Below are 23,493 nucleotides of genomic sequence, written 5' to 3' on the forward strand. Positions count from 1 at the left end.
TCCATGTCCGCTGAAGACCATGGCCTGATCTTCGGGCCGGTCCGCTCGGGGCGCCTGGGCGCATCGCTCGGGCTCGACCTTCTGGGCGCCAAGATCTGCTCGTTCGACTGCCTCTACTGCGAGGTGGGCCCCACCAGAGCCCTCACCAAGACCAGAAAACCATACGTCCCCGCCGACAAGCTGCTGGGGGAACTGGCCTCCTGGCTGTTCAACCCGCACCCGCCGTTTGAAGTGATCACCTTGGGAGGGATGGGCGAGCCCACCTTGAACAGCGACATGGGGCGCATCATCCAGGGCGTGCGGGAGCTGGCCCCGGACGTGCCCGTGGCCGTGCTCACCAATTCGAGCCTGGTGAACGACCCAAAGGTGCGCACCGAGCTTGCCCTGGCTGACGTGGTGCTGCCTTCCATGGACACCCTGGTCCCATCGGAGTTCGCGGCCTTGAACAAGCCCTTTGCCGGATCGACCCTGGTGGACATCCGGCGCGGGCTATTGGAATTTCGCACGCTGTATCCCGGAAAGATTTTTTTGGAGATCCTGGTGCTGGCGGGCGTGAACGACTCGGACGAAAATCTGGAACGCCTCCGTAATTTCATGGACGAGCTCAGCCCTGACCGCGTCGATGTGGTGACCATGACCCGGCCTGGGGCGTATCCGCAGGCCCTGCCGGCTCCCCCCGCCACCCTGGAACGGTTCCGCAGCGCTCTGTGCCGGGGCGAAAAAAATGGAGCTGACGAGGCGGAAAAATCCAGACATTTCGGCCACACGCTGGACAATCCGAGTGAGGAGAGGCTACAGGCCTTGAGCATCAGGGTGCTCGATTCGCTCACCAGGCGTCCGCAGACCGCGCAAGGTCTTGCCTTGGCCTTGGGCGAACACGTTCACCCCGTGCAGAATTTACTGGACGATTTCGCCGCGAGGGGCCTTGTTACGCCCACTCGCCTTAGCGGGGAGACGTTCTATCTTCGTGGAGCAAAGTAGCGCGCGGCAAGCGTGCGGGCTTTCGTCGAATGTTCGAATTTTTAACGCGTGCCAGACGCCGGAGCAAAAGACTCGGGCAGACAGGCGCGCCAGCTTAAGCACCCGGCCCTCGCTTGCGAGGGAAAAAACGATTCACAGCGCCCTATCTGATCGGCGCACACGGGTGTTTTGAAAGGAGATTTTTCATGGCGGTAAAGAAGCGCAAGCGCAAGATGTTCATTTCCGTGCTTCCGGGAGAGGAAGTCGAAGTGGCGGTGGCCGAAGACGGCATGCTCCAGGAATACTATGTGGAGATGACGCACCAGGCAAAGACGCGCGGCAACATCTACAAAGGCAAGATCCACAACGTCGACCCCTCCCTGCAGGCGGCCTTCATAAACTACGGGGCCGAGCGCAACGGCTTTCTCCAGATAGACGAGGTGCACCCGGAATACTACATGGGTGAGTCCAACCCTGAGCGCAAGGGCAAGTATCCGCCCATCCAGAAGGTGCTCAAGAAGGGCCAGGAGATTCTCATCCAGGTGGTGAAGGAACCCACGGGAAGCAAGGGTGCGTTCGTCACCAGCTACCTGTCGCTTCCCGGCCGCTATTTCGTGCTCACTCCGGGCAGGGAGCAGAAGGGCATTTCCCGCAAGGTGGAGGACGACGAGGAACGCAAACGCCTGAGGGAGATCGCTTCCGGGGTCAAGCTGGACGAAGGCATCGGAGTGATCGTTCGCACGGCGTCCATCGGCCAGTCCAAGGCCGCCCTGGAGCGCGACATCAGCTACCTGAAGCGGCTGTGGAAGGAAGTGCGGGGGCGCGGCACCAGCGTGCCCACCCCGAGCATGATCTACCAGGAGCCGGACCTGGCCGCCCGGGCCGTACGCGACTACCTCACCGACGACGTGTCCGAGGTGTGGGTGGACGACAAGGAAACCGCTGACCGCGTTTCCGAGATGGCCTCCCTGGTCTTCCCGCGCCGCCAAGGCCTGGTGAAATTGCACGCCGATATCGACCACTCCGTCTGGGACCGCTTCAGCCTGCGCAAGCAGATCGATCAGCTGCACGGGCGCGAGGTCACCCTGCCCTCCGGCGGGCGCCTGGTCATCGACCACACCGAAGCCCTGACCGCCGTGGACGTGAACTCCGGCAAGATCGGCGGAGAGACGAATTTCAAGGAAATGGCCTTGAAGACCAACCTGGAGGCTGCCGTGGAGGTGGCCAACCAGCTGCGCCTGCGCGACATCGGCGGCCAGGTGGTCATCGACTTCATTGAACTGAAGGACCGCAAGCACGTGGCCGAAGTGGAAAAGGCCATGAACGGGGCCATGAAGATCGACCGGGCCCGCCACGACGTAGGCAAGATCTCCCGGTTCGGGCTCATGGAGATCGTTCGCCAGCGCATGGGCTCCTCGGCCATGTCCGTGAGCACGGAAACCTGCCCGTGCTGCCAGGGCTCCGGCACCCGGAGAAACCTGGAGTGGCAGGCCCTGCACTCCTTGCGCGAGCTCTACCGGGTGCTTCGCCGTTCGGGAGGCGCCGACACCGTGACCCACAGAGTCTCCCCTGAACTGGCCTTCTACCTGCTCAACCAGAAGCGCCAGCGCCTGCTGGCCATGGAAGAACAGCACCAGAAGACCATTCAGATCGTACCGGAGTAGTACCCGGTGCGCCTCCAACGCCTGGCCGTTGTCCCTGGGGCGCGTGGGTTGTTCCCGTGAGCGCTGGGCGCGTTCTGGTGCACGCCTGCTGCGGGCCTTGCGCCATCACCGTGTTCCAGGCTCTCGCAGCCAGGGGCGAGGACTTTCTGGGGTTCTACTACAATCCCAATATTCACCCCCTGACCGAGTACCTGCGCCGCAGGGACGCCCTGGCCCAGGTGGGAGAGCGTCTGGGCGTGCCGGTAACCTTCGCCGATTCGGAGTATGACCCGTCCCTGTTTTTGCGCCTGGCGGCCTTCAGGGAGAAGGACCGCTGCCGCACGTGCTACGGCCTGCGCCTGGACCGGGCCGCGCGTGAGGCCAGGTCTCTTGGATGCTCCGGCTTCACCAGCACTCTTCTCTACAGCAAATACCAGGACCATCAGGCCATCCGCGAGACCGGCGAAGAGGCCGCCCGGGTTCATGGTGTGGAATTCGTGTACGAAGACTTCCGCCCGGGCTGGGAAGAGGGGATACGCCTCGCCAAAGAGTGGGAACTCTATCGTCAGCCCTATTGCGGGTGCATTTTTTCCGAGTTCGACCGGTATCGCAAACGCCTGGGGCGCTAAGCGCCGCCTGTCCGATGGCGCGGGCTTTCTTGCTTCCCAGGCCGTATCCATGCCTTCGGGCATGGTAACGGGTAGTGCTCAATGCTTCTGTACGTCCATGTCCCCTTTTGCGTGAGCAAGTGTCGCTACTGCGCCTTTTCTTCCGAGGTCATGTCCATGGATGCCCTGGAAGTGTGGGAGAAGGGGCTTGCCGCAGAGGCGGCCCACTACGGAAAGCTCCTGGGCAAGCCTTGCGTCAAGACGGTCTATCTGGGGGGCGGCACCCCGAGCCTGTTGCCCTCCTGGGCCTTCGAGCGCCTGGTCAAAAGCCTCAGGCGAAATTTCACCATCCCCAAAGACATTGAATTCACTCTGGAGGCCAACCCGGACTCGGCCGTGGACATGGACCTCATGCGCGTCTGGCGCCAGTGGGGCGTGAACCGGGTGTCGCTTGGCGTGCAGTCCATGAGCGAGACGGATCTCGTGATGCTTGGGCGCCCGCACGGAGTTGCGGACGTGCTGACCGCGGTGCAGCGGCTTCGGGCCGCGGGGATAGCCAATCTGTCCGTGGACCTCATCTGGGGCCTGCCCGGGCAGCGCCTGAAAACCTGGATGGACACCCTCAAGGCGGCTGTCCGCCTGGGGCCGGAACACATCTCCGCCTACGGCCTGACCCTTGAAGAGGGCACCCCCCTGGCCGCCATCGCGGCGGACGGGGCCATAACGCTTCCGCCCGAGGACGAAGCCGCGAAGATGTACGTGAACGGCGGGGAATATCTGGAGGAAGCTGGCTATCTGCACTACGAGATCAGCAACTTCGCCCGCATGGGTTTCGCTTCGGTTCACAACCAGGGGTATTGGCAGGGCCTGGACTACCTGGGGCTTGGGCCTTCGGCCGTGTCCACCGTTGCGGGAAGACGCTGGGAGAACCCCAAAACGGTGTCCGGGTACGCCGCGCTCGCCAAGCGCAAGGCCTGGGGCGAGAACGCCCAGGAGCTTACTCCGGAGATCCGGGCCAGGGAACTTTTGATGCTCGCCCTGCGCACGTCCAAGGGAATGCGGCTCGCGGAATACAAGCGCCTCACCGGGCGCGACCTTGTGGCCACGGAAGGCAAGCTCCTGGGGGCGCTTCGCCAGAAGGACCTTATAAGAATCAAAAGCGGGAGCCTACGCCTGACCCGCCAGGGGATGCTGGTCTCCAACCTCATCATCGGGCGGTTCCTGTTTCCAGAGGCGAGCTGATGAGAATTGCAGGAACAACACGCAAGGAGTCGGTTTCATGAAGAAAAGAACACTCTTGTACGCGGTATGCGCCTTTACTGTCCTGGCCGGGCTGTGCGCGTCCGTTTTCCCGGTTCAGGCCCAGGAAGGGGCACGGGGCGACGTTTCCGGGCACGTGACCATGCGCGTTGGGCGCGGGGCCCTTCTCATCAGCGCCACCGGCGGGGACGGCGAACTGACTTTTGAGGGCCAGTCCCACAAGTTCAAGCTGGGCGGAATGGGCATAGGTCTTGTGGGCTTCACCACCGTGGACGCGGAGGGCGATGTTTTCAACCTGAAAAAGATTGAGGACTTTGCCGGAGCATATGTCCAGGGCGGTGCGGACTATGCCGCTGGAGACGGCCAGGGGGTTTTGTGGCTTAAGAACACCAAAGGTGTGGTCATGAAGCTGCGCTCCAAGACCAAAGGGGTTTCCCTGGCGGTTGGGGGCGAGGGACTTCTGGTTCAGATGGGGAACCTGAAAAAGTAGCCCCCCGGGCCGATCCGCCCGTGGCCTGCATTTGGATGCCCGCCTTTCGGGCATGGTCCGTCCTGTTTGCGAAAAGTCCTTCCTGGTGGCACATGTGGCGTACACGTCAGCCCGTACCGGGCGCGAAACAAAACAGGAGCCGATCCATGTCCGCACGTTTTTTCCTCAATCTTCTGCTTGTTGCCGCAGTCTGCGCTGTTCTCGCGCTTCCGAACGCCGCTTTCGCCCAGGATCACCCCACGGGCAAGGCCCTTCCCGTGGAGGAGAAACTCTCGGGGAACGTCACCATGGAATTCGGCCAGGGCGGTTTCATCCTGAGTGCCAGCGGAGGCAGCGGAACGCTCATCTTCAACGGCCGCAAGTATTCCTTCAAATTGGGGAGCCTCGGTGTCGGCGGGTTTGGCGTCTCCAAGATCACGGCTGTGGGCGAAGTCTACAACCTGAAAAGGATTGAGGATTTTCCCGGCGGTTATTTCCAGGCCCGTGCCGGCTATGCGGCAGTGGACGGCAAGGGGAAGCTCTGGCTGGAGAATACCCACGGCGTGGTCCTGAAGCTCAAGGCCAAGAGCAAGGGCCTTGCCTTGAATCTGGGCGCGGACGGCTTGATGATCGAGATGGGGGGGAGCAAGAAGTAATACTGCGGGGTGGTCGCCCTGACGTCTCTTTCTCTGCGGCCCGGCATTCCTCTCAGGTGTGTCGGGCCGCTGGCGTATTTTGGGGAACGGCGGATGAGTCCAGGCACACCTGCCTAGAATTTGTCCTTGGCTTTCCCCACGGCATCCTTGAGTTCGTGCATGGCCTTCTCGATCCCTTCCTTCAATTCATGCCAGGCGGACTGGCTGCCCTTATGCAGCAACGAAAGCTTGTAGCGGGCCAGGTCGTACTTCGATTCGAGCTTGGTGAGCTCATCCTCGTATTTGTTGATGAAATCCTGGCCTCTGGTTTCCGCCTTGGCCTTGGTTTTATCGATTTTGGTCTTGAAGTGGCTGAGTTGCTCTTCCATCTGGGCCTTGAATTTCTCACGGTCAGGCATGGCGGCTTCCTCTGGAATAATGCGGATTTATACGGTTTCATTGCCAAGATACGATTCCTGTATTGGTTTGGCAAGGCTCGAGAAGAACTTCGGTCACGATGTGATGATGCGGTCGCAGCTGACAGCGTGTTTGCGCATCCTGTTGAGCACGGTCAGCCTGCTGACGCCAAGAAGCCTGGCCGCTTCGCTTTTATTGCCCCCACTTTGGCGCAGGGCGTCGACTAGCGCGGCCCGTTCCTGGTCGGGTAACGTGCTCGCCGGCTGCGAAGCTGGAAGGCTCGGCCGCTCCCCGCCGATCCCGGGAGGCAGATGGGCGGGTTCGATTCGTTTCCCCTCGGCGAGCACCATGGCGTATTCCAGGGCGCTTTTGAGCTCCCGGACGTTGCCTGGCCAGCGGTACACCATGAGCGCGCGCATGGTCTCGGGAGTCAATACGGCAGGCTCCCTCCCGGATGTGGCCGAAATCTTGTGGAGGAAGTGCTCGGCCAGGAGAGGGAGATCCTCCATGCGCTCTCTGAGAGGCGGAATTTCAATGGGGATCACGTTTATCCTGAAGAAGAAATCCTCCCGGAACCGTCCCTGGGCAATGAGGGTGCGAAGATCCTGGTGCGTCGCGGTAATCAGCCGGACGTCAACCGGAATGGATTTGTTTTCCCCCACCCGTTCCATGCTCTTGGTCTCGAGAACCCGCAGAAGCTTCACCTGGATGGAGAGCGGCGCATCGCCGATTTCATCCAGGAAGATGTCCCCCCCGTGGGCTTCTTCAAAGCGCCCCCGGCGTTCCCGGTAGGCGCCGGTGAACGCGCCTTTGGCGTGCCCGAAGAGTTCGCTTTCCAGAAGAGACTCGTTTAGTGCCGCGCAGTTGAGCTGAACGAACGGCCCTTTCTTGCGTCCCCCCAATTCGTGTATCGCCTTGGCGGCAAGTTCCTTGCCCGTGCCGGATTCGCCCAGAAAGAGCACCGGCGCGCCGGACTTGGCGGCCTTTTCGAGGATGTCGTACAGCTTCGTCATGGGGGGAGAGGCCCCTATCATGCCGTGGAAAGCTCCAGGTTCGACAAGGAGCTTTGAGAGCTCCTCCACCTTGCGGTCCAGCCGGTCCAGCTCGCTCAAGTCGAGCACGCTTTCCACGGCCCCGAGAAGGCTGCCGTCCTTGTCATGCAAAAGGGATTGGTTCTTGAAAGCAGGGAGGTAGGAGCCGTCCTTCCGGCGGATGCGGCAGCGCTTGGCCTCGCTTTTTCTCTCGGCGAAAAGCTTGCACCAGGCACCTTTCACGTTCCGGCGCTGGCGGGCGCAAATGTCGCACCCCAGAACCGCGCAGGAGTGGTCGAGCAGTTCCTCCCGGGTGTATCCGGTCAGCCGGGCCATGGCTTCGTTGACCATGACGATTCGCCCGTCGGGATTGACGATGAACACGCCTTCCTGAATGGCATGGCAGATTTCCTGCCAATGTTTGCTTATGTCCATGGCCTGTCTCCGCCTTGAGGCGTGCGCTGTTTCCTTGAATGTTCGTCCGTTTTGTCCATGTGTATATATATGTGTAAATGCCGCTGGCGCAAGCTTTTATGAAAACGTAATCAATTAAGCATGATATCCCTTGGCATGCAATCTGCTTTCCTTGCCGCATGCTCACTTCTGTAGACACGAAATCCAGGTTCTCGCGCAGGACCCTGTTCAAAACACTCGGCCTGGGAGGAGCGGCGGCATTGATGCCAGCCCGCTCTCGCGCAGCCGTTCTCCCGGACACCGGCCAGGAAATGGCCACGCTCCTCGACCTTAACAAGTGTATAGGCTGTGGCGCCTGCGTGGACGCCTGCCGCGATGTGAACGCCTCGCGCTATCCCGAGCCCAAGAAGCCCTTCCCGGTGATGTATCCGTCCCGGGTGAAGGCCGAGGACTTCTCGGACAATCGCCATGTGGACAACCGGCTCACCCCCTACAACTGGCTCTTCATTCAAAGCGCCACGGCTGAGGGTCGCGAAGTATTCATCCCCAGGCGGTGCATGCATTGCCAGAATCCGCCCTGCGCCAACCTCTGCCCTTGGGGGGCGGCGGCCAGGCAGGGCAGCGGAACAGTGGCCATCAACACCGATATTTGTCTGGGCGGGGCCAAATGCCGCGACGTCTGCCCCTGGGAAATACCCCAGCGCCAGACCGGGGTCGGCCTCTATCTGGATCTGGCGCCCTCCCTGGGGGGAAACGGCGTGATGTTCAAGTGCGACCGCTGCTCGGACCGGGTTGCAAACGGAAAGCTCCCGGCCTGTATCGGGGCCTGCCCGAACGGGGTGCAGGAGATGGGGCCGCGCGATGTCATTGTGGCCAAGGCGCGCGACCTGGCCAAGGCCACAGGCGGCTTTCTCTACGGCCTGGAGGAGAACGGGGGGACAAATACCATCTACCTTTCACCAGTTTCCTTCGAAAAATTGAACGCCGCCTTGATGGAAGGCAAGCAAAGTGGCAAGACCGGAGCTAATACCTCGGAAAGGGTTGAGCAGCAGGGCCCGGGGCGCCCGCATCTGGCCAGGGTTGCAGACGTCATGGCCGGGTCCAACACCCTGGCCTGGGCCGTGCTGCTGGCCCCGCTGGCCGGAGTCGCCTCGGCCTTTCTCAAAGGGACACGCAAACTGATGAACACCTCCTCACCCCAACCGGCCGTTTCCGATGCCGCTGCCAGGAAGGAGGAGCGCAATGCCTAGCCTCACCCTCTACCGTCTGGTGGTGGCGGTACTGGCCGTATCCGGGGTCGCCCAGATGCCCATATTCAAACGTTATTACATCGCGGACATCCCGGGGCTTGGATGGACAGCCGATTTCATCTTCACCCATCGTCTGCACTATCTGGCAGCGGCGGCGCTGCTCTTCTGGCTTGCCCGCCGCATTGTTCTTTCCGGAGCTTCTTCCATTGGCGAGGGGCGGCTGGCGCTTCTGCTGGCGCTTATCGCCACTGGCGTGCCCCGTATGCTCAAGAACCTTCCGGATGTCAGCTTTTCCCCCACAGCCACCATGCTGATCGATTGGACACACCTGGGCGCTGCCATGGCGCTCGGACTAACGGCACTGGCCATGGTTTTTAAACGTCATCCGCACACAAGCAGGAGGTAGGCGTATGGTCGCTGTTCGCGCCTTGGCGGCACTTTTCATCGTGGTTTTTTCGGTCACGGCGGCGCAGGCAAAATCCAAAGCCTGCCCTCCCTTTTTTCTGCGCGCCGAGAACGGTGCGGTGATAAACCCCGTAACCGGCGAGAACAAGGACTTGCCCATCTCCACCCGCCAGACCTGCGGCGCCCAGGGGTGCCATGACTATGCGGCCATCACCAAGGGCTACCATTTCCAGCAGGGCTGGGACAACGTGAAGGACGGCTTCAGCAAGGACAAGCCCTGGGTGCTCTCGCCGGGAATGATGGGCAAGTTCTGACCCCCCTCCTTTCGCCAGTTGGCGAAAAAGCAGAACGACAATGCCGACCAGATCGACATGACCCCCTTCACCTTCGCGGCCGACGGCCCCAAGGACCCCAAGATGCTTGGCGTGCCAGGCTGCGGCGGGTGCCATCCCGGCGGCGGCGGGCTGGAGTTCGACCGCGACGGGCAGCGCTACGACGCCCGGCTCAAGGCCGACCCCACGCTCTCGTCCTCCCTGGACGGCGACTACCACAAGAGCCAGTGGGACAAGACCGGCGTGCTGGAGGCCGACTGCTTCATCTGCCATTTGCCCGGTTACAACTTCAAGGAACGCAACAAGCAGCTGAAGAAGCTCAACTTCCGTTGGTCCGCCACCGCTGCTTCGGGCATCGGACAGGTGGCCGGATTCGTTGACGAGGGCCAAACCCCGTCCGTCACCTACAATCTGCGCCTGTTCAACCAGGACGGCAAAGTGGCCTTGGACCTGACCGACAATCCGCCCAGCGAGAACTGCGTGTTCTGCCACGGCATGTCGGACATGAAAAAACGGGGCTTTTCCTGGAACGACCCGGTCAACCACGATGTGCACAACATGCGCGGCATGTCCTGCGTGAGCTGCCACCCGGGCGATATCAACCACAACTTCGCCAAGGGCCAGGAAAACGTGTCCACGGTGCGCGACGACCTGGACAACACCATGAAGAAGTGCGCCGACTGCCACACCACCGGGTACATGGGCGCGCCCCGTCCCGAGCACGCCGGGGTGCGCCCCAGCCACCTGGAGAAGATGGCCTGCGAGGCCTGCCACATCCCGGCCCTGAACCGGGCCGGCGGCGAAGGCTTCGATGTCACCACCGGGGCCATGGTCAACTATCCCAAGGTCGGGGCCAAGGCCATGGGAGCGGAGTTCAAGTGGGAACCGCGCATGCAGCTGGTGAAACGCGGTCAGATAACGCCGGTCAATCCTCTGCTGGTGGTCACCTGGACCAACAAGGACGCGGACGGCAAGTATTATCCGCTGTTCATGCGCGAACTCAAGAAGGGCTGGGAAGTCGCTTCTCCTCAGATCAAGGATCAGAAGGCTCCCGGCAAGCCCGAGCTGCACAAGCCTGAGGATATCAAAACCATGATCCTCGCGCTTACCAAGACCCTGGAGGGCAACAAGCGCTTCACCCAGATCGCGCCCGCCTACCACAAGGGCGGAGAGATCCACACCCTCGGTCCGGACGGCACGGTCGTCACCCGCAAGGACGACACCTGGGTGGGGCATGTGGAAGGCTTCAACATCAACCACAACGTCGCTCCGGCCAAGCTGGCCCTGGGCGCCAACGGCTGCCGGGACTGCCATTCGGATACGGGCAACGTTTTGGCCGGGCGCATGGTCACGGACATGTTCGGCAAGGACGGCAAGCCTGTCCGCACTACCAATGCAGCGCTTCTTGGCATCAGCGCTACCGCCCTTGGAGTCAACAACGCCTACCAGGCACTGGTTGTCCCCTACGGCAGCTGGGTCATCCTTATTTTGGGGTTTATGCTGACCCTGCACTACACCGGCCAGGGGCCCAAGGGGCTTGATATGCGCCACGAGCCAGGGGAGATCGTCCGCTTCGGCCTGGCCGAGCGCTGGTCGCACCTGATCCGCTTTGTGGCCTTCGTGGTCCTGGCCGTAACCGGCTATGTGTTCTTTACAAGCAACGCCACCCTGGCCAAGGCCCTGTTCGGGTCGTACAAGATAGCGTCCATCTGGCATTGGTGTGCCGGGCTCGTGTTTACGGCTATGGGGCTATACAGCTTCAGCCTGTGGGTAAAGGACGCGGTCTTCAAACCATACGATACCAAGTGGTTCGCCATGCGGGGCGGCTACCTGGGCCGGACGGAAAGCTCTGAGCACGCCCCGGCCGGAAGGCTCAACGCCGGGCAGAAGGTGTTCTTCTGGCTGTCGCTTATTCTGACGCTCATCCTGGCCGCAACGGGCATCCCGCTCATCTGGAAGGAGGCCCTTTCGGCCAATACGGCGCTGGTCCTCTCGACGATACATGGCCTGGGAGCGGTATTGCTGGTGGCCTGTGCTTTGGCCCACGCCTACCTGGGCACCATCGCCAATCCGGGGACGTGGAGGGTGCTGGTGGACGGCAAGGTGAGCCGTGCCTGGGCCCGGGAACACCACAGTGAGTGGTATAAGGAACTCGACGGCAAATAGTGTCCTGCGGGCCGGGTGGCGTTTCCATCCGGCCCGCACCCAAGGAGGTTGTATGAAGAATGATGCACCCGAAACCGGTAGTCAGAGGTACGCCTTCATCTGTTCCCGGGGAACCCTGGACGGAGCCTACCCCGCGCTCATTCTGGCCATCAACGCCCGCAGGCTGGGGCATGAAGCCTTCGTGTTCCATACCTTCATGGGCATAAACGCCGTGCGCAAAGGCAAGCTGGAGTCCTTCAAGTTCTATCCGCCGGGATTTCTGGGGGCCATCCCGGGCATGCCCCAGGTGGCGACCATGATGATGAAGAAGCAGATCGACGAGGCGGGAATCCCGGACCTTCCGGAGCTTCAGGAGACCGCGCAGCTGGAGGGGGTCAAGCTCATCGCCTGCCGCATGACCCTGGACATGATGAAGCTTGGCCAGAAGGACCTGATCGACGGCGTGGAGATCATGAATGCGGAGCAGTATCTGAAGCTGGCCGGAACGTGCGCCATCAATATGTTCACCTAGAACGTCCGGGAGGGTGAAGCATGGTTACGCGAAGTGGTCGAACCCAGTGGCGTCAAGGGCTTTGCCGTTTAGAGTGATCACCCCGGCGTTATCCACCACGGTGCCCACGGCCCACACCCCGGCCACGCAGGTGAAGATCTCCAGGAAGGCCGCCTGGGCGCAGGCTCCGAGCAGGGCGTAGTCTTCCCCTCCGGCGACTGCCAGTGCGGCCGGGTCCCTGCCCGTTTGCTTCGCGCGCGTAAGAACCTCCGGGTGCAGGGTGTCGGGGTCGATCTCCAGATTGGCCCCTAAACCGTTTCCCAAGAAGCGGGGTAGGTCCCTGGCCAGGCCGTCGGAGACGTCCATGAGCCCCCGGACCCTGGCCCTGCCGGCCAGGACCAGGCCTTCCGGCACCTTCACCCCGGGCCGTAGATGCGCGGCCACGGCCTCGGGCCATGCTTGGGAGGCTTGAGGACCTGATTCCTCCAGCACGTTAAGGCCCACTGACGCCAAGCCCAGATCGCCCACCACAAAGAGCACATCGCCCGCCATGGCCTGTCCGCGCTGCAGAAAGCGACCGGAGGGGCCGGGCTTGCCCCAAATGGTCACTGACAAAATGATCTTGTCGCAGGCGTTCAGGTCGCCGCCCACCAGCGCAATGTCTAAAGAGTTGGCCAGGTCGGCCATGCTGTCCAGAACGGCTTCCCAGTAGGCGGCGGGAGTGTCCGGCGGTCCGGCCAGACCAAGGCTGAAACCCAGGGGAGCTGCGCCCATGCCCGCGATGTCGCTTATGTTCACGGCCAGGGCTTTGTATCCGACGTCCTGAGGGGAGAAGTAGCTTTTGCGAAAATGCACGTCCTCCACGAAGAGGTCCGTGGTCAGGGCCACGGATTCCGGGCAGGCCAGAACAGCGCAGTCGTCGCCGCGGCCCAGCTGCATGTGCGGGTGCTGGTTGGAAAATCGGGCCGATATGGCTGCCAGGAACTGGTCTTCGCAGGTGAATGGCGCGCTGTTCATGATTTTCTCAGATAGCCCAGCCCAAGGCCAGCGGCAAGCAATGCCTCGGTAACCACTGTTGCTAGGGCGGACCCTTTGGCTCCAAGCCAGGGAATGAGCGCCAGATTGAAGAGGATGTTTGCGATGGCCGTAACGATGGTGACCCGGGCGTAAAAGCCTTCCTTGCCGATGGCGATGAGGGCCTGGGTGAGGATGCCGTTGGGCAGGATGAACAGGAGGGAAGGCAGAAGCCACAGGCACAGGCTCTCGGCCGGGGCGAACTTGTCCCCGAAGGCCAGCCGGATGACCATGGGGCCAAGCCACATTGCCAGGGCGGTTCCGAACGCGGCCAGGGCGCACATGATTGCGAGCTGGGTGCGGAAGGCCCGCCTGAACACGTCCGGCTGGTGCATGTTCATCCGCAACTTGCGGAAAAAGAGCTGGGTGAGCGGGGTGCAGAAAAGAACCGCGGCCTCGATGAGCCTGTAGGCTGCGGCGTATTGGCCTACCTCGCCGGAATCCCCGGTGAGTTGGGTGAGCAGGATGATGTCGGACTTGAAGTAGATGGTGGTCGCGGCGCTGATGAGCAAAAAAGCCCCGCAGCTCCGGTAGATGTCTCGTTTGAGCTTGAAGCTGGGTTTTAAGCGGATGCTCGCAGCCATGGGCAGGGCCAGGGCGATGCCCATGCCTGCGACCCAGCCGGAAAAAAGAAGCGCGGGACCGGTGAACGGGGCCGCCAGGGCCAGGGCCACAGCTGCGACCGTCAAGGTGCGCACGAGGATGCGCCACTTCGCTTCACGCTCGAAGAGTCCGTGGCCCTTGAGGTCCGCGGACAAAAAATTGCCGGCGCTGAACAGGGCGTAATACGCAATGGCCAGACAGAGCGCCGATTTGTTGTCTAGCGGGAGAAGCCAGACCAGAACGAGCCCGGCCGCGGTGACTAGCGTCGTGTGCCCCAGGGCAAGCCGGGCAATGGGCGCTTCCAGGGCGAGATCACCGGACGGATGGGCGGCTTCGCGGAAGATGAGAGTGGAAAAACCGCCATCCTGAAAAATGGCGAAGAGCGAGACCATGGTCAGAATGTAGGAGTATACGCCGAAGGCATCGGGGCCGAGAAACCGCCCCAGAGCGAAGGACAGAAGCGTGGAGAGGACGGCGCAGTAGAGGGTGGCCGCCCACTGGCCAGCCAGGGCGGACATGAAGCGCCGCGCCGCGCTCATCCGGAGGCCTCGCCCAGTACGAACGCCGCAGCTGCCGCGAGGTCGCGCGCCAGCACGGTGGGTTGGCCAGGAGCCGGAGCTTCGATGCGCATCCATCCGTCTTTTAACTCCGGCATACCGAGCTGTCCGGCAAAGCGCGCCCCGTGCCCGGTGAGCACCAGGATGGACTCGGCCAGACCGCAGGTAATGCCGAAGGCCACATCCGATGCGTTGTCGCCGATCATCACGGTTTCCAGGGGATTGAGACCATGCTTGGCGCAAAGCTCCACCCACATGCCGGCCTGGGGCTTGCGGCAGGCGCAGCACTCATCGGGAGTGTGCGGGCAGAAGCAAACGCCGTCGAAAGTGACCCCATGGGGAGCGAGCAACGCGGCCAGGCGTTCCTGCACGGCCAGGAAATCCTTCTCGGCGTAGATCCCACGTCCGATCCCGGACTGGTTGGTGACCACGAAGAGGCGGACCCCGGCACGCTTGAGCCGGACCAGAGCGTCAATGGCTCCAGGCACCAGCTCCACCTGCTCCGGATCATGCAGGTAGTGCTTCTCCACGATGATGGTTCCGTCGCGGTCGATGAGGGCGTTTCTAAGAGCCATCAGCGTGTTCTCCGGAGCCGGTCGGGGAAGGGCTGGGGAGACTCGAGCAGCAGCACATCCAGGGGAGTGGCGTGGCTCAAGGAGAGTCGTACCGGCCAGGAATCGATGACCGGCACCGGAACCCTGGATGCGTCCATGCGGATTTCAAAACGCATGCGGGCATCCGGGGCGGACCAGAGCTGGGCCTTCTGGCCGGTGAGAACGAAGCGGATAAGCATTTCCCTGGCCGGTTTGTCCAGGGACACCAAGGTGTACTGGGGGATCTTCAAGCCTTCCCAGCGGCCCGACCCTGAGCCGCTGTAGCTGTTTACATCCCGCCAGTTTTTTCCATCAGTGGAAACCTGGGTGCCCACGGCAAAGCGTCCCGCCGAATCGCTCAAGACGCGCGGAAAGGCCGTAATCCGCATCTTGGTTATCGGCAGGGAGGAACTGACGGCATAGGTCAGGAAACACGGTTTGTCCTCGGCGCAGCTCAAGCAGTCCTCGTCGTCGTTGCGGCGTATGTTGTCCTGTGAAACCAGGGAGTCCAACCGGAGGTCTTGCTTTGTGAAAAGTGGGGACACAACGAGCTCGGCCTGTGCCCCGGGGTTCACAGTCAACTCCGCCGGGCCAGGACAGGTGACGGGCAAAGGCAGGCCAAGAGACCCAATCCGCAATACCGGACGGTCCAGCTCTCCCCTGAGCTTGAAGGAACGCACCTGCCTTGTTCCGGCCGGGTAGGCTGAGAGAAATCGGTCATCGTCTTGGGCCACAGGCAGGAAAGGATTTGCCAGAGCCGGGTCGTAGAGGGCGATTGCCGGGGTGTCGTCCTGGTGGGTCAGCACCCGTACGGGTTTGTCGCCGGGATGGTTGCTCAGGTAGGCCTTCAGATCGGCTGGAGATCCAATGCCCGGCCCGGTGGTCCTTCCGTCCAGGCTGAAGGCGTGGACCGAGTCTGAAAGCACCACATCCTGATCGGGAACCCATGGCGCCACAGGAAGCTGGTCGAGGAGCATCTCTGGCCGTGTGCTTGGAGAAACCGGTTGGCCCGCCAGTGAGGCTTCCAGGCGGAACGAGCCTATTTCGATGGGCATGGAACGTGTGCAGTCAGCGTAGTCGAACCGCAAATCGAAGGACTCGGCGCCGGCAAGATTTTGGGTAAGGTCCGCGCTTACGGTGATGAAGCGCTTCATCTCGTGATTGGCTGGGACGAAAGAGCCGTCTGCTTGTTTGAAACTGTCCAGGTTGATCGTGGCAATGGGGGCCTGGGCCTTACCAGAGGGAGCAATGGAGATAACGACTTGAGAATCGTTGGAAATGGAGGAGAGAAGCTGGGTGGATAATTCAACAGTGAGTTTCGCCTGGCTGATCGATTGCCCTTTGAGAGCCTGATAGCGGTAGACGCACCAGCCCGAGGATCCGGCGTCATGGGCGGTGAGAGTCCTTGAAAGGGGGCTGGGAACAAGATTGTGGGCCGAATAAGCGTCCGCGATCATCTTGAAGTCCGCATAGTTCTCAGCATACACGAAGCGGCCTTCGCAGTCGGGAGCCATGGGTTGCACCGGAGTGCGGGCTATACCCATGCCCAGCACGTCGACGTCTTCGAGGCGGGTTCTCCAAATGGACAAGGGGAATTTCTCGGGGCCTTTCACGGATTCCGGTGAAAGCAGCATCGCCCGGTGGTAACCCTGGGGTGGGAGATTCTTGGCCGGTCGCAACAGTTCCGGTCCGTACCAGCCGAGAATGAGTTTCAAGTTCCGGGGGTTGTAAAAGAGTATGGAATCCTGGTTGTTTCTGTTCTCCGCCAGATATCCCACCAGCTCTTTGTAGTGCGAGGTCTCCCGGGAATAGTATTCGCTCAAGCACTCCATGTTGGGCCTGGAGACAGCAAGGCACAGAAAAAGCGCGGCTATCAGGCGGGCGATGAATACCGGGTGTCTGTTCCCGAAAAGCCTGTCCGCAATGCGTTCAGCCCCTGTGGCCAACAGGTGCCCTGCGAAAATGCCGAAAAACAGGAAGAAGGTGAAAATATAGCGCGAGGACAATTCCATACGCGCCTTGGCCAGGAAAATCCCGACCACGGGCATCAGGGACCACACGGCCATGAGCAGCACGAACCACCTGCTCTTGCCCGCAATCGCAACGGCGCAACCTGCAAGGCCCAGCCCGGCGAAGGTCCAGCCCGTGGGGAATTCTCCCCTGTAGGCAAAGGCCGCGAATTCCTTGAGCGAGGAGGTGACGAAATCCCAGCTGAAGTTTGCCTTGAAACCAGGGTCGTGCAACGCCTTGAATACATGGATCTGTCCACTGGCCCAGGGCAGGTAGACCACACCCGCGGCTGCCAGGGAGAGGCAAAGGATTATCCCCAGAGAACGGGCTTCGTTCCTGGCCCCAGTTCTGAAACGGCTGGCGAGGAGAATAACCGCGAAAACCGCCTGGGCAAAGACCAGGGTCGCGGCCATGTAGGATGTGTAGAGCATGGCCGCAGTAACAGCCCCGTATCCCCACAGCAGCCGTTTTCTGTTTTGCGTCAACCCCTCGTAGAGCAGGTGCAGTGCTAGAACGTTCTCCAGCATGAAGAGCGAGTAGGGGCGCACCTCCCTGCTGTAGTGGATGTGGTAGACGGAGAGGGTGATGAGCGTGGCCGCGCAAAGAGCACTCAAACGGCCCAGCGGCCTGCGGCACAAAAGATAGACCATCGGCACCAGGGCAACTCCGGCCAGAACGCCCGGAAGGCGCATGAGGACATCGTTTTTGCCGATAAGCGTAAGCCCGTGGGTGATGATGTGGACCAGGGGAGGAAACAGTTCCACGCCGATGTCGGATGGACCTATGTTCTTAAGTACGGACAGCATGTCCGCCAAGGGCTTGAGCGACGCTCCAACCGTAATGAACTCATCCCACCACAGAGAAGGCTGGCCAATGTTCAGAAAACGCAGCCAGGCCGCCGTAAGGGTGATGGCCACTACGATCAGGCGGTCGGAACGGTCGGGCGAAGAAAATTTCAATGGAGCGGCCTTGGGTTTAAGTGCGTTCGTGGGATACCCAAGGTTGAAGGCAAGTTCAAGCAATGATCCCACCGGCCAGAGCCCTGCAGTGTTCATCAAACACGGCGGCAACCTGGCCCGGAGTGGGTTTGGGCACGGACTCTTCGAAAGATATGGCCATGGCCTCTTCTGATACTTCCACACGAGCAGGCCTGGGCCGTTGCCTGTAGCAGGTCTGGGCCAGCACCTGGCTTGGCCACGTGTTCGGATCAACAAGATAATTAACGTCTGTGGCATGGCAGCCGCGAGATTCGAGCCCTGATTTGGGGCCGACGATCAGGGCGTTGTCGCCTTGGTGCTTGTCCAGCACGTACAAGGGCTCGCTCCAGGGGATGCCCAGGCCCTTGCGCTGGCCGATGGTATGGCGCCACAGTCCGTTATGACGGCCTATCTCCCGGCCGTCCGGCAGCCGCACCGGGCCGCTGCCGGAAAGGTGAATCCCCTGGGCTTCGAGAAAGGCCCGGTAGTCGTCGCCGGGAATGAAGCAGACCTCCTGGCTCTCCGAAGGCAGTGGAGGAGCAAGGTTGCGCTCCGCCAGGGCTGCGGGGACTGAGGCCTTGTGCCACTCGCCCAGCGGGAAAAGGGCTCGGCCCAGGGCGTGGCTGGGGGTGAGGGTCAAAAAATAGCTCTGGTCTTTGCCCGGGTCCGCTCCGCGATACAACCCCTGTCCCGGCGGAAGCTCCGTTGCACCATGTGTCTTGGGCGTTTTCCGAAGTGCTGAGACTGGCATGGAGGAAGGTCGAGTAGCGTTGCCAGGGAGCAGGCGAGCATAGTGGCCTGTGGCAATGCGGTCCGCGCCCAGGCGGGCGGCCTCCTCGTAAAGCAGGCCGAACTTCATGTCGCGGTTGCACCGGGCACAGGGGTTGGGGGTGGTTATGCCGCTGGCATAGGCCGCCGCGAAAGGATCGATCACAAGGCTTTTGAAAGCTTCCGAGAGGTCCACCGCGTGAAGGGGTACCCCCATTGATTCGCACACGCCACGCAATGCATCAGCCAGCCGGAGTTGGCGCGTGTCTGGCTTAAGAAAATGCGCGTGCAGGGCGAGCACTTCGTGACCCGCTTCGCGCACCAGGGCCAGGGCCAACAGGCTGTCCATGCCCCCGGAAACCGCAACCGCTACAACCATCGATCCATTCCCTCCACCCGTATGAAGACGTGTTCGCAACCAGGCAAGCAATGGAAGACGCCAGCCCGGACGTCAAGAAGGAACCGTGCCGCGCTCGGATGGAAATCAGGACTCCGGGATGTGGAACATCCCCTGGCCGCTCAATCCAAAAAAGAGGGCCGGGATGTTCCGGCCCTCGTGTGCGGTTATCTCCCCAGCCTCTTTTCCAGGTCGGACACGGCCAGCGTGGTCTTTATGACCGTATCCGGATTGAGCGACATGCTCTGGATGCCGCATTCCACGATGAACTCAGCGAATTCCGGGTAGTCCGACGGCGCCTGGCCGCAGATGCCGATGTACTTGCCCTTGGCGTTGCACACCTCGATCACCTGCTTGACCATCTTCTTAACAGCCGGGTTGCGCTCGTCGTAGACGTGGGCCACCAGCTCCGAGTCCCGGTCCACGCCGAGGATGAGCTGGGTCAGGTCGTTGGTGCCTATGGAGAAGCCGTCGAACACCTCCAGGAATTCCTCGGCCAGGATGACGTTGGACGGAATCTCGCACATGCCGATGACCTTCAGGCCGTTCTCGCCCTGCCGAAGCCCGTACCCGGCCATGGTGTCCACCACCTTGCGGGCCTCCTCCACGGTGCGCGGGAAGGGGATCATGACCTCCAGGTTGGTAAGTCCCATGTCGTTTCGGATCTTCAATATGGCCCGGCATTCAAGGGCGAAGGCCTCCTTATAGGCGTCCGCGTAGTAGCGGCTGGCCCCGCGCCAGCCGATCATGGGGTTTTCCTCATGGGGCTCGAACTGCGACCCGCCAATAAGGTTGGCGTACTCGTTGGTCTTGAAGTCCGAGAGGCGAACGATGACCGGTTTGGGATAAAAAGCCGCCGCTATCATGCCCACGCCCTCGGCCAGCTTGTCCACGAAGAACTGGGCCTTGTCGTCGTAGGTGGAGGTCATCTCGTAGATGGTCTTCTTGACTTCCACATCGCTCAATTCTGAAAACTTGAGCAACGCAAGGGGGTGGATGCGGATGTAGGAGTTTATGATGAACTCCTCGCGGGCCAGGCCCACCCCGTCGTTTGGTATAAAGCTCTTTTCGAAGGCCTGTTCCGGCGCGGCCAGGTTCATGGTGATCTTGGTCTTGGGGCGCGGGATCTCGGCCAGGTTGAGCTCCTCCACTGCGAAATCCAGAAGTCCCTTGTAGACAAGGCCATCAGAGCCCAGGGAACAATCCACGGTTACAGGTTCACCGGCCGCGATCTTCTCCGTACCGCTTCCCGTGCCCACCACGCAGGGGATGCCGAGCTCCCGGGACACGATGGCCGCGTGGCAGGTGCGGCCGCCCCGGTTGGTGACGATGGCCGAGGCGATCTTCATGATGGGCTCCCAGTCCGGGTCGGTCATGTCCGTGACCAGAACCTGGCCTTTCTGGAACTCTTTGATGTTGGCCGCCTCTTTTATCACGTGGGCCAAGCCGCTTCCGATCATCTCGCCCACGGCCTTGCCCTTGGCCACCACTTCGCCGGTTTGCTTCAGCACGAACTTTCGCAGGATGTTGGCGTCCTTCTGGGAATGCACGGTCTCAGGCCTGGCCTGCACGATGAAGAGCTCCCCGGTCAGGCCGTCCTTGGCCCATTCTATGTCCATGGGCTTGTGGGCGCCGGCCTTGGCCGAATAGTGGCCCTCGATGGTCACTGCCATGCGGGCCAGTTCCAGTATCTCCGGGTCGGAAACCACCAGCCTGCGTCTGTCGGCAATGGGCACGTCCACGTTCTTGGTGGGGGATTTGGCGTCGTCGGTGTAGACCATCTTAATGGCCTTCTCGCCGGCTTTCTTCATGATGATGGGCTTGAACCCCTGGGCCAGCGTGGGCTTGAACACGTAGTACTCGTCCGGGCTCACCGCGCCCTGCACAACGTTCTCCCCCAGGCCCCAGGCGCCGGTGATGTACACGGCGTCCTTGAAGCCGGACTCGGTGTCTATGGAGAACATCACTCCCGAGCAGGCCAGGTCGGAGCGGACCATCTTCTGCACGCCGATGGACAGGGCGATGGCGAAATGGTCGAAGCCCTTGTCCACCCGGTAGGAGATGGCCCGGTTGGTGAAAAGCGACGCGAAGCACCGCTGGCAGGCTTCGATGAGCTCCTCCACCCCGTGGATGTTGAGATAGGTCTCCTGCTGCCCGGCGAAGGACGCGTCCGGCAGGTCCTCCGCCGTGGCCGAAGATCGCACGGCCACGTCGCAATTGGCACCGTACTGTTTTTCCAGGTCAGCGTAGGCCGCCTCTATGGCTTGGCGCAGGTCGTCGGGGAAGCTCAGGGAGCGTATGAGGGCCCGGACCTTGCGGCCGCGCTGGGCAAGGTTCTCCATGTCGCTGGTGTTTAGGTCCGCCAGGATGTCCTTGATTTTTTGGGCCGCGTTGTTGTGGCCGAGCAGGCGTCGGTACGCCGCGGCGGTCACGGCGAATCCGTTGGGGACACGCACCCCCTTTTGCCCCAGCTCGCGGTACATTTCGCCAAGAGAGGCGTTTTTCCCTCCAACCAGAGGCACGTCTTCGATGGTGAGCTGGTCGAACCAGAGGATGAGACTGTCGCTAGTGTCCATGGAGCCTCCTTCTGTGAGCCCGGTAAGATTCGGAGTCCAGGGTGAGAGACGGGCGCCACAAACCTTTCAGGGGAGTCTGGGAAATCTTATGACACGCTGAAAGTCAGGTAAAGATTTTGCCTAAAGTTTTTTCAAGAAAACCCCGATTGGAGAAAGAGTTTTCTCCAAACAAGGCGGGATACCATGAGCATCTCCTCAGCGGCCTTGACCATAGGCGCGGCGTCGGCCACCAGCATTGGCACCCTGAAGACCGTCAATGCCTACGGAGCGGACACGTCGCAGGACGGCTCCACCAAGAGCCAGGGCGACACCATCACCATATCGGACGAAGCGAAAAAGCTGGCGAGCCAGTCCAGCGCGTCCTCTTCCAAGACCGATGCTTCCTCTTCGAGCGATTCCACCAGCACCCAGAACCAGATCGAATCGGTCAAACAGCAGATCAAGGACATCGAGAAACAGATTCAAAAACTCCAGAAAGAAGACCTGCCCGAGAAGGAAAAGCAACAGCAGATCCAGGCCCTTCAGAACGAGCTGATGCAGCTAAACGATGAGCTGGCCAAGCTGCAGAGCGGTTCTGGGGGGTCCTCCTCAGCTGGCGGAACCGCGGCCAAGGGATTCGCCAACAGCCTGACCTAGCGGACGCCGGGATCATAATAAGCAGTGTGGAGGCGCGGTTTTTTCCGCGCCTCTTCACGTTTCAGCCAGGAAGGCGATGAACACGGCCAGCGCCCCGACGCTCAGGATAAGCACAGCCCCTGCCGCGCAGTCCTTGGCGATTCCAACGGCTGGGTGCTCTTGGGGGCTCAGGTGGTCAAGGGTGTGCTCAAGAGCCGTGTTGAGAAGTTCGGCGGCAAGCACGGCAGCGCAGGTAAAAAGGAGTATGGCCCACCAGAGAGGCTCGGGCTGTTTCCATATGAGGACCAGGACCACGAAGAGGGTTGCCAGGCAGTGCGTGCGGAAGCTCGCCTCATATCGCCAGGCTTGAACGATTCCCTGGCAGGCGAAGAGGACGCGGCGGATGATGGAGAGTTGTTTCATAACAGGCTTACGTGCGTGCGGGAGTTGTGCGCTTCAGTGCTACTGGCTAGACGATATGGCCATGACGATCTTGTCCAAGGTCCCGTCCTGGCGCATGGAGGACAACGCTTCGTTGAATGCCCCGAGAAGCTCGGACTTGTTCACTTGTTTGGAAAAAGCCAGATAGGTCGGCTTTTCTGTAAGTGGAGGCTCCAATGCGATGAACGCCCGGGTTGATCCAAATCCGGACATACCGACTTCCCCGCTCTCCTTGATTGCCAGGACAGCGTCCAGGCGGTCATTTTTTAGTTTGGCCAGGTTCTGCGCATCGCTTTCCACTTCCTCCACGATAAAGAGTCCTTCAGCCTTGGCCTTGTCGAATTCATCACCGTAGGACCATCCCCTCAAGACGCCCAGACGTTTCCCTTTGAGGGATTGAATCCCCAAAAACGGAAACAATTTGTTGGCAAGAACGATCACTTGCACCTTTTCCACAAAAAGGGCCTCGCTGAAGTCGAATTTTTCTGTGCGCTCAGCGGTCTTGTATATGCCGGCCACGCCCGCCTCCCCGATTTCCAGGGTGGCCAGGGCGCGTTTCCACGGTACGGCGGACACTTTTACCGGGAGTTTCATGCGTTCAAAGGCTTCGGTTATGATAGCCGGATAGATTCCCGAGGCTTTGCCCTCGGACGTAAGGAACATGAAGGGGGGATTGGCCGTATCCACCATGACCAGGACGGGTTCGGCCGAGGTGGGGGCGGGCAGGCAGACAAGGACCAACAGGGCAAGGACAAGCAGGCGCGTTGGCATGGGGGCCTCCTGTACTCTGCCAGGCAAAGTA

At 61.3% G+C, this 23,493-nt stretch carries 22 protein-coding genes; 12 read left to right on the top strand and 10 right to left on the bottom strand.

Annotated elements, in window-relative coordinates; all coding sequences use genetic code 11:
* The first annotated feature begins 3 nt into the window (after positions 1–3).
* The 6 genes from HY795_13810 (at position 4) to HY795_13835 (ending at position 5,596) form a co-directional block, all read left to right on the top strand.
* Positions 4–981: a radical SAM protein gene (locus tag HY795_13810; protein ID MBI4806306.1), complete on the top strand. Its 978-nt coding sequence runs from the start codon at positions 4–6 to the stop codon at positions 979–981.
* A 185-nt stretch (positions 982–1,166) separates the two neighbouring features.
* Positions 1,167–2,624, top strand: coding sequence for an Rne/Rng family ribonuclease (locus tag HY795_13815; protein MBI4806307.1), 1,458 nt, complete (start codon positions 1,167–1,169; stop codon positions 2,622–2,624).
* A gap of 56 nt (positions 2,625–2,680) precedes the next feature.
* Entirely contained in the window at positions 2,681–3,232 is a 552-nt protein-coding gene (locus HY795_13820) for an epoxyqueuosine reductase QueH (GenBank protein ID MBI4806308.1), read from the top strand.
* Between the two features lie 81 nt (positions 3,233–3,313).
* A complete protein-coding gene (hemW, locus tag HY795_13825; GenBank protein MBI4806309.1) occupies positions 3,314–4,453 on the top strand; it encodes a radical SAM family heme chaperone HemW in 1,140 nt (379 codons plus the stop codon).
* Between the two features lie 37 nt (positions 4,454–4,490).
* On the top strand, positions 4,491–4,961 hold the full coding sequence (locus HY795_13830; protein MBI4806310.1) for a hypothetical protein: 471 nt from the start codon (positions 4,491–4,493) through the stop codon (positions 4,959–4,961).
* A gap of 146 nt (positions 4,962–5,107) precedes the next feature.
* Positions 5,108–5,596 (top strand): hypothetical protein, encoded by a 489-nt coding sequence (locus tag HY795_13835; protein MBI4806311.1) that lies wholly within the window; start codon positions 5,108–5,110, stop codon positions 5,594–5,596.
* Positions 5,597–5,709: 113 nt separating this feature from the next.
* Here HY795_13835 and HY795_13840 read toward each other — a convergent pair whose 3' ends face one another.
* A complete protein-coding gene (locus HY795_13840) occupies positions 5,710–5,994 on the bottom strand; it encodes a hypothetical protein (protein MBI4806312.1) in 285 nt (94 codons plus the stop codon).
* Positions 5,995–6,087: 93 nt separating this feature from the next.
* Positions 6,088–7,458, bottom strand: coding sequence for a sigma 54-interacting transcriptional regulator (locus HY795_13845; GenBank protein ID MBI4806313.1), 1,371 nt, complete (start codon positions 7,456–7,458; stop codon positions 6,088–6,090).
* Between the two features lie 158 nt (positions 7,459–7,616).
* On the opposite strand from HY795_13845, the gene HY795_13850 reads away from it, so the two are divergent.
* The 5 genes from HY795_13850 to HY795_13870 are packed head-to-tail and all read left to right on the top strand — an operon-like array spanning position 7,617 to position 12,101.
* Positions 7,617–8,687 (top strand): 4Fe-4S dicluster domain-containing protein, encoded by a 1,071-nt coding sequence (locus HY795_13850; protein MBI4806314.1) that lies wholly within the window; start codon positions 7,617–7,619, stop codon positions 8,685–8,687.
* A complete protein-coding gene (locus HY795_13855; protein ID MBI4806315.1) occupies positions 8,680–9,093 on the top strand; it encodes a FeS-binding protein in 414 nt (137 codons plus the stop codon). Before HY795_13850 ends, HY795_13855 begins: the two co-directional genes overlap by 8 nt.
* A gap of 4 nt (positions 9,094–9,097) precedes the next feature.
* Positions 9,098–9,406 carry a hypothetical protein gene (locus HY795_13860; protein ID MBI4806316.1) on the top strand — a complete coding sequence of 103 codons (309 nt, stop codon included), beginning with the start codon at positions 9,098–9,100 and terminating at the stop codon, positions 9,404–9,406.
* 57 nt (positions 9,407–9,463) lie between these two features.
* Positions 9,464–11,590, top strand: coding sequence for a formate dehydrogenase subunit gamma (locus HY795_13865; GenBank protein MBI4806317.1), 2,127 nt, complete (start codon positions 9,464–9,466; stop codon positions 11,588–11,590).
* A gap of 52 nt (positions 11,591–11,642) precedes the next feature.
* On the top strand, positions 11,643–12,101 hold the full coding sequence (locus HY795_13870; protein MBI4806318.1) for a DsrE/DsrF/DrsH-like family protein: 459 nt from the start codon (positions 11,643–11,645) through the stop codon (positions 12,099–12,101).
* A 24-nt stretch (positions 12,102–12,125) separates the two neighbouring features.
* Here HY795_13870 and thiL read toward each other — a convergent pair whose 3' ends face one another.
* The 6 genes from thiL to ppsA all read right to left on the bottom strand — a co-directional run bounded on the left by thiL (position 12,126) and on the right by ppsA (position 21,635).
* A complete protein-coding gene (thiL, locus tag HY795_13875) occupies positions 12,126–13,097 on the bottom strand; it encodes a thiamine-phosphate kinase (protein MBI4806319.1) in 972 nt (323 codons plus the stop codon).
* A complete protein-coding gene (locus tag HY795_13880) occupies positions 13,094–14,275 on the bottom strand; it encodes an oligosaccharide flippase family protein (protein ID MBI4806320.1) in 1,182 nt (393 codons plus the stop codon). Before HY795_13880 ends, thiL begins: the two co-directional genes overlap by 4 nt.
* A gap of 17 nt (positions 14,276–14,292) precedes the next feature.
* Positions 14,293–14,889 (bottom strand): HAD family hydrolase, encoded by a 597-nt coding sequence (locus HY795_13885; protein MBI4806321.1) that lies wholly within the window; start codon positions 14,887–14,889, stop codon positions 14,293–14,295.
* On the bottom strand, positions 14,889–17,939 hold the full coding sequence (locus tag HY795_13890) for a glycosyltransferase family 39 protein (GenBank protein ID MBI4806322.1): 3,051 nt from the start codon (positions 17,937–17,939) through the stop codon (positions 14,889–14,891). The genes HY795_13885 and HY795_13890 overlap by 1 nt, the downstream gene beginning before the upstream one ends.
* Positions 17,932–19,041: a tRNA-specific 2-thiouridylase gene (locus HY795_13895; protein ID MBI4806323.1), complete on the bottom strand. Its 1,110-nt coding sequence runs from the start codon at positions 19,039–19,041 to the stop codon at positions 17,932–17,934. The genes HY795_13890 and HY795_13895 overlap by 8 nt, the downstream gene beginning before the upstream one ends.
* A 185-nt stretch (positions 19,042–19,226) precedes the next feature.
* Complete coding sequence (gene ppsA, locus HY795_13900) at positions 19,227–21,635, bottom strand: phosphoenolpyruvate synthase (GenBank protein ID MBI4806324.1); 2,409 nt, start codon at positions 21,633–21,635, stop codon at positions 19,227–19,229.
* Between the two features lie 183 nt (positions 21,636–21,818).
* On the opposite strand from ppsA, the gene HY795_13905 reads away from it, so the two are divergent.
* Positions 21,819–22,271: a FlxA-like family protein gene (locus tag HY795_13905; GenBank protein ID MBI4806325.1), complete on the top strand. Its 453-nt coding sequence runs from the start codon at positions 21,819–21,821 to the stop codon at positions 22,269–22,271.
* A gap of 54 nt (positions 22,272–22,325) precedes the next feature.
* On the opposite strand, the gene HY795_13910 is transcribed toward HY795_13905, so the two are convergent.
* Together HY795_13910 and HY795_13915 are read right to left on the bottom strand one after the other, a co-directional pair.
* Positions 22,326–22,673, bottom strand: coding sequence for a diacylglycerol kinase (locus tag HY795_13910; GenBank protein MBI4806326.1), 348 nt, complete (start codon positions 22,671–22,673; stop codon positions 22,326–22,328).
* Positions 22,674–22,712: 39 nt separating this feature from the next.
* Entirely contained in the window at positions 22,713–23,462 is a 750-nt protein-coding gene (locus HY795_13915) for an amino acid ABC transporter substrate-binding protein (protein ID MBI4806327.1), read from the bottom strand.
* Between the last annotated feature and the right edge of the window lie 31 nt (positions 23,463–23,493).

Origin of the sequence: Desulfovibrio sp. (genome assembly GCA_016208105.1) — a bacterium.
Taxonomy (GTDB): Bacteria; Desulfobacterota; Desulfovibrionia; order Desulfovibrionales; family Desulfovibrionaceae; genus Fundidesulfovibrio.

Bases quoted from the DNA above. Each gene is read 5' to 3' on its own strand.
- HY795_13880 (MBI4806320.1), bottom strand. From the start codon at position 14,275: ATGTCCGCCCTGGCTGGCCAGTGGGCGGCCACCCTCTACTGCGCCGTC.
- HY795_13810 (MBI4806306.1), top strand. From the start codon at position 4: ATGTCCGCTGAAGACCATGGCCTGATCTTCGGGCCGGTCCGCTCGGGG.
- HY795_13835 (MBI4806311.1), top strand. From the start codon at position 5,108: ATGTCCGCACGTTTTTTCCTCAATCTTCTGCTTGTTGCCGCAGTCTGC.
- HY795_13845 (MBI4806313.1), bottom strand. From the start codon at position 7,458: ATGGACATAAGCAAACATTGGCAGGAAATCTGCCATGCCATTCAGGAA.
- HY795_13905 (MBI4806325.1), top strand. From the start codon at position 21,819: ATGAGCATCTCCTCAGCGGCCTTGACCATAGGCGCGGCGTCGGCCACC.
- HY795_13840 (MBI4806312.1), bottom strand. From the start codon at position 5,994: ATGCCTGACCGTGAGAAATTCAAGGCCCAGATGGAAGAGCAACTCAGC.
- HY795_13870 (MBI4806318.1), top strand. From the start codon at position 11,643: ATGAAGAATGATGCACCCGAAACCGGTAGTCAGAGGTACGCCTTCATC.
- HY795_13860 (MBI4806316.1), top strand. From the start codon at position 9,098: ATGGTCGCTGTTCGCGCCTTGGCGGCACTTTTCATCGTGGTTTTTTCG.
- HY795_13855 (MBI4806315.1), top strand. From the start codon at position 8,680: ATGCCTAGCCTCACCCTCTACCGTCTGGTGGTGGCGGTACTGGCCGTA.
- HY795_13915 (MBI4806327.1), bottom strand. From the start codon at position 23,462: ATGCCAACGCGCCTGCTTGTCCTTGCCCTGTTGGTCCTTGTCTGCCTG.
- HY795_13895 (MBI4806323.1), bottom strand. From the start codon at position 19,041: ATGGTTGTAGCGGTTGCGGTTTCCGGGGGCATGGACAGCCTGTTGGCC.
- HY795_13885 (MBI4806321.1), bottom strand. From the start codon at position 14,889: ATGGCTCTTAGAAACGCCCTCATCGACCGCGACGGAACCATCATCGTG.
- HY795_13865 (MBI4806317.1), top strand. From the start codon at position 9,464: ATGACCCCCTTCACCTTCGCGGCCGACGGCCCCAAGGACCCCAAGATG.
- HY795_13850 (MBI4806314.1), top strand. From the start codon at position 7,617: ATGCTCACTTCTGTAGACACGAAATCCAGGTTCTCGCGCAGGACCCTG.
- thiL (MBI4806319.1), bottom strand. From the start codon at position 13,097: ATGAACAGCGCGCCATTCACCTGCGAAGACCAGTTCCTGGCAGCCATA.
- HY795_13910 (MBI4806326.1), bottom strand. From the start codon at position 22,673: ATGAAACAACTCTCCATCATCCGCCGCGTCCTCTTCGCCTGCCAGGGA.
- hemW (MBI4806309.1), top strand. From the start codon at position 3,314: ATGCTTCTGTACGTCCATGTCCCCTTTTGCGTGAGCAAGTGTCGCTAC.
- HY795_13830 (MBI4806310.1), top strand. From the start codon at position 4,491: ATGAAGAAAAGAACACTCTTGTACGCGGTATGCGCCTTTACTGTCCTG.
- ppsA (MBI4806324.1), bottom strand. From the start codon at position 21,635: ATGGACACTAGCGACAGTCTCATCCTCTGGTTCGACCAGCTCACCATC.
- HY795_13815 (MBI4806307.1), top strand. From the start codon at position 1,167: ATGGCGGTAAAGAAGCGCAAGCGCAAGATGTTCATTTCCGTGCTTCCG.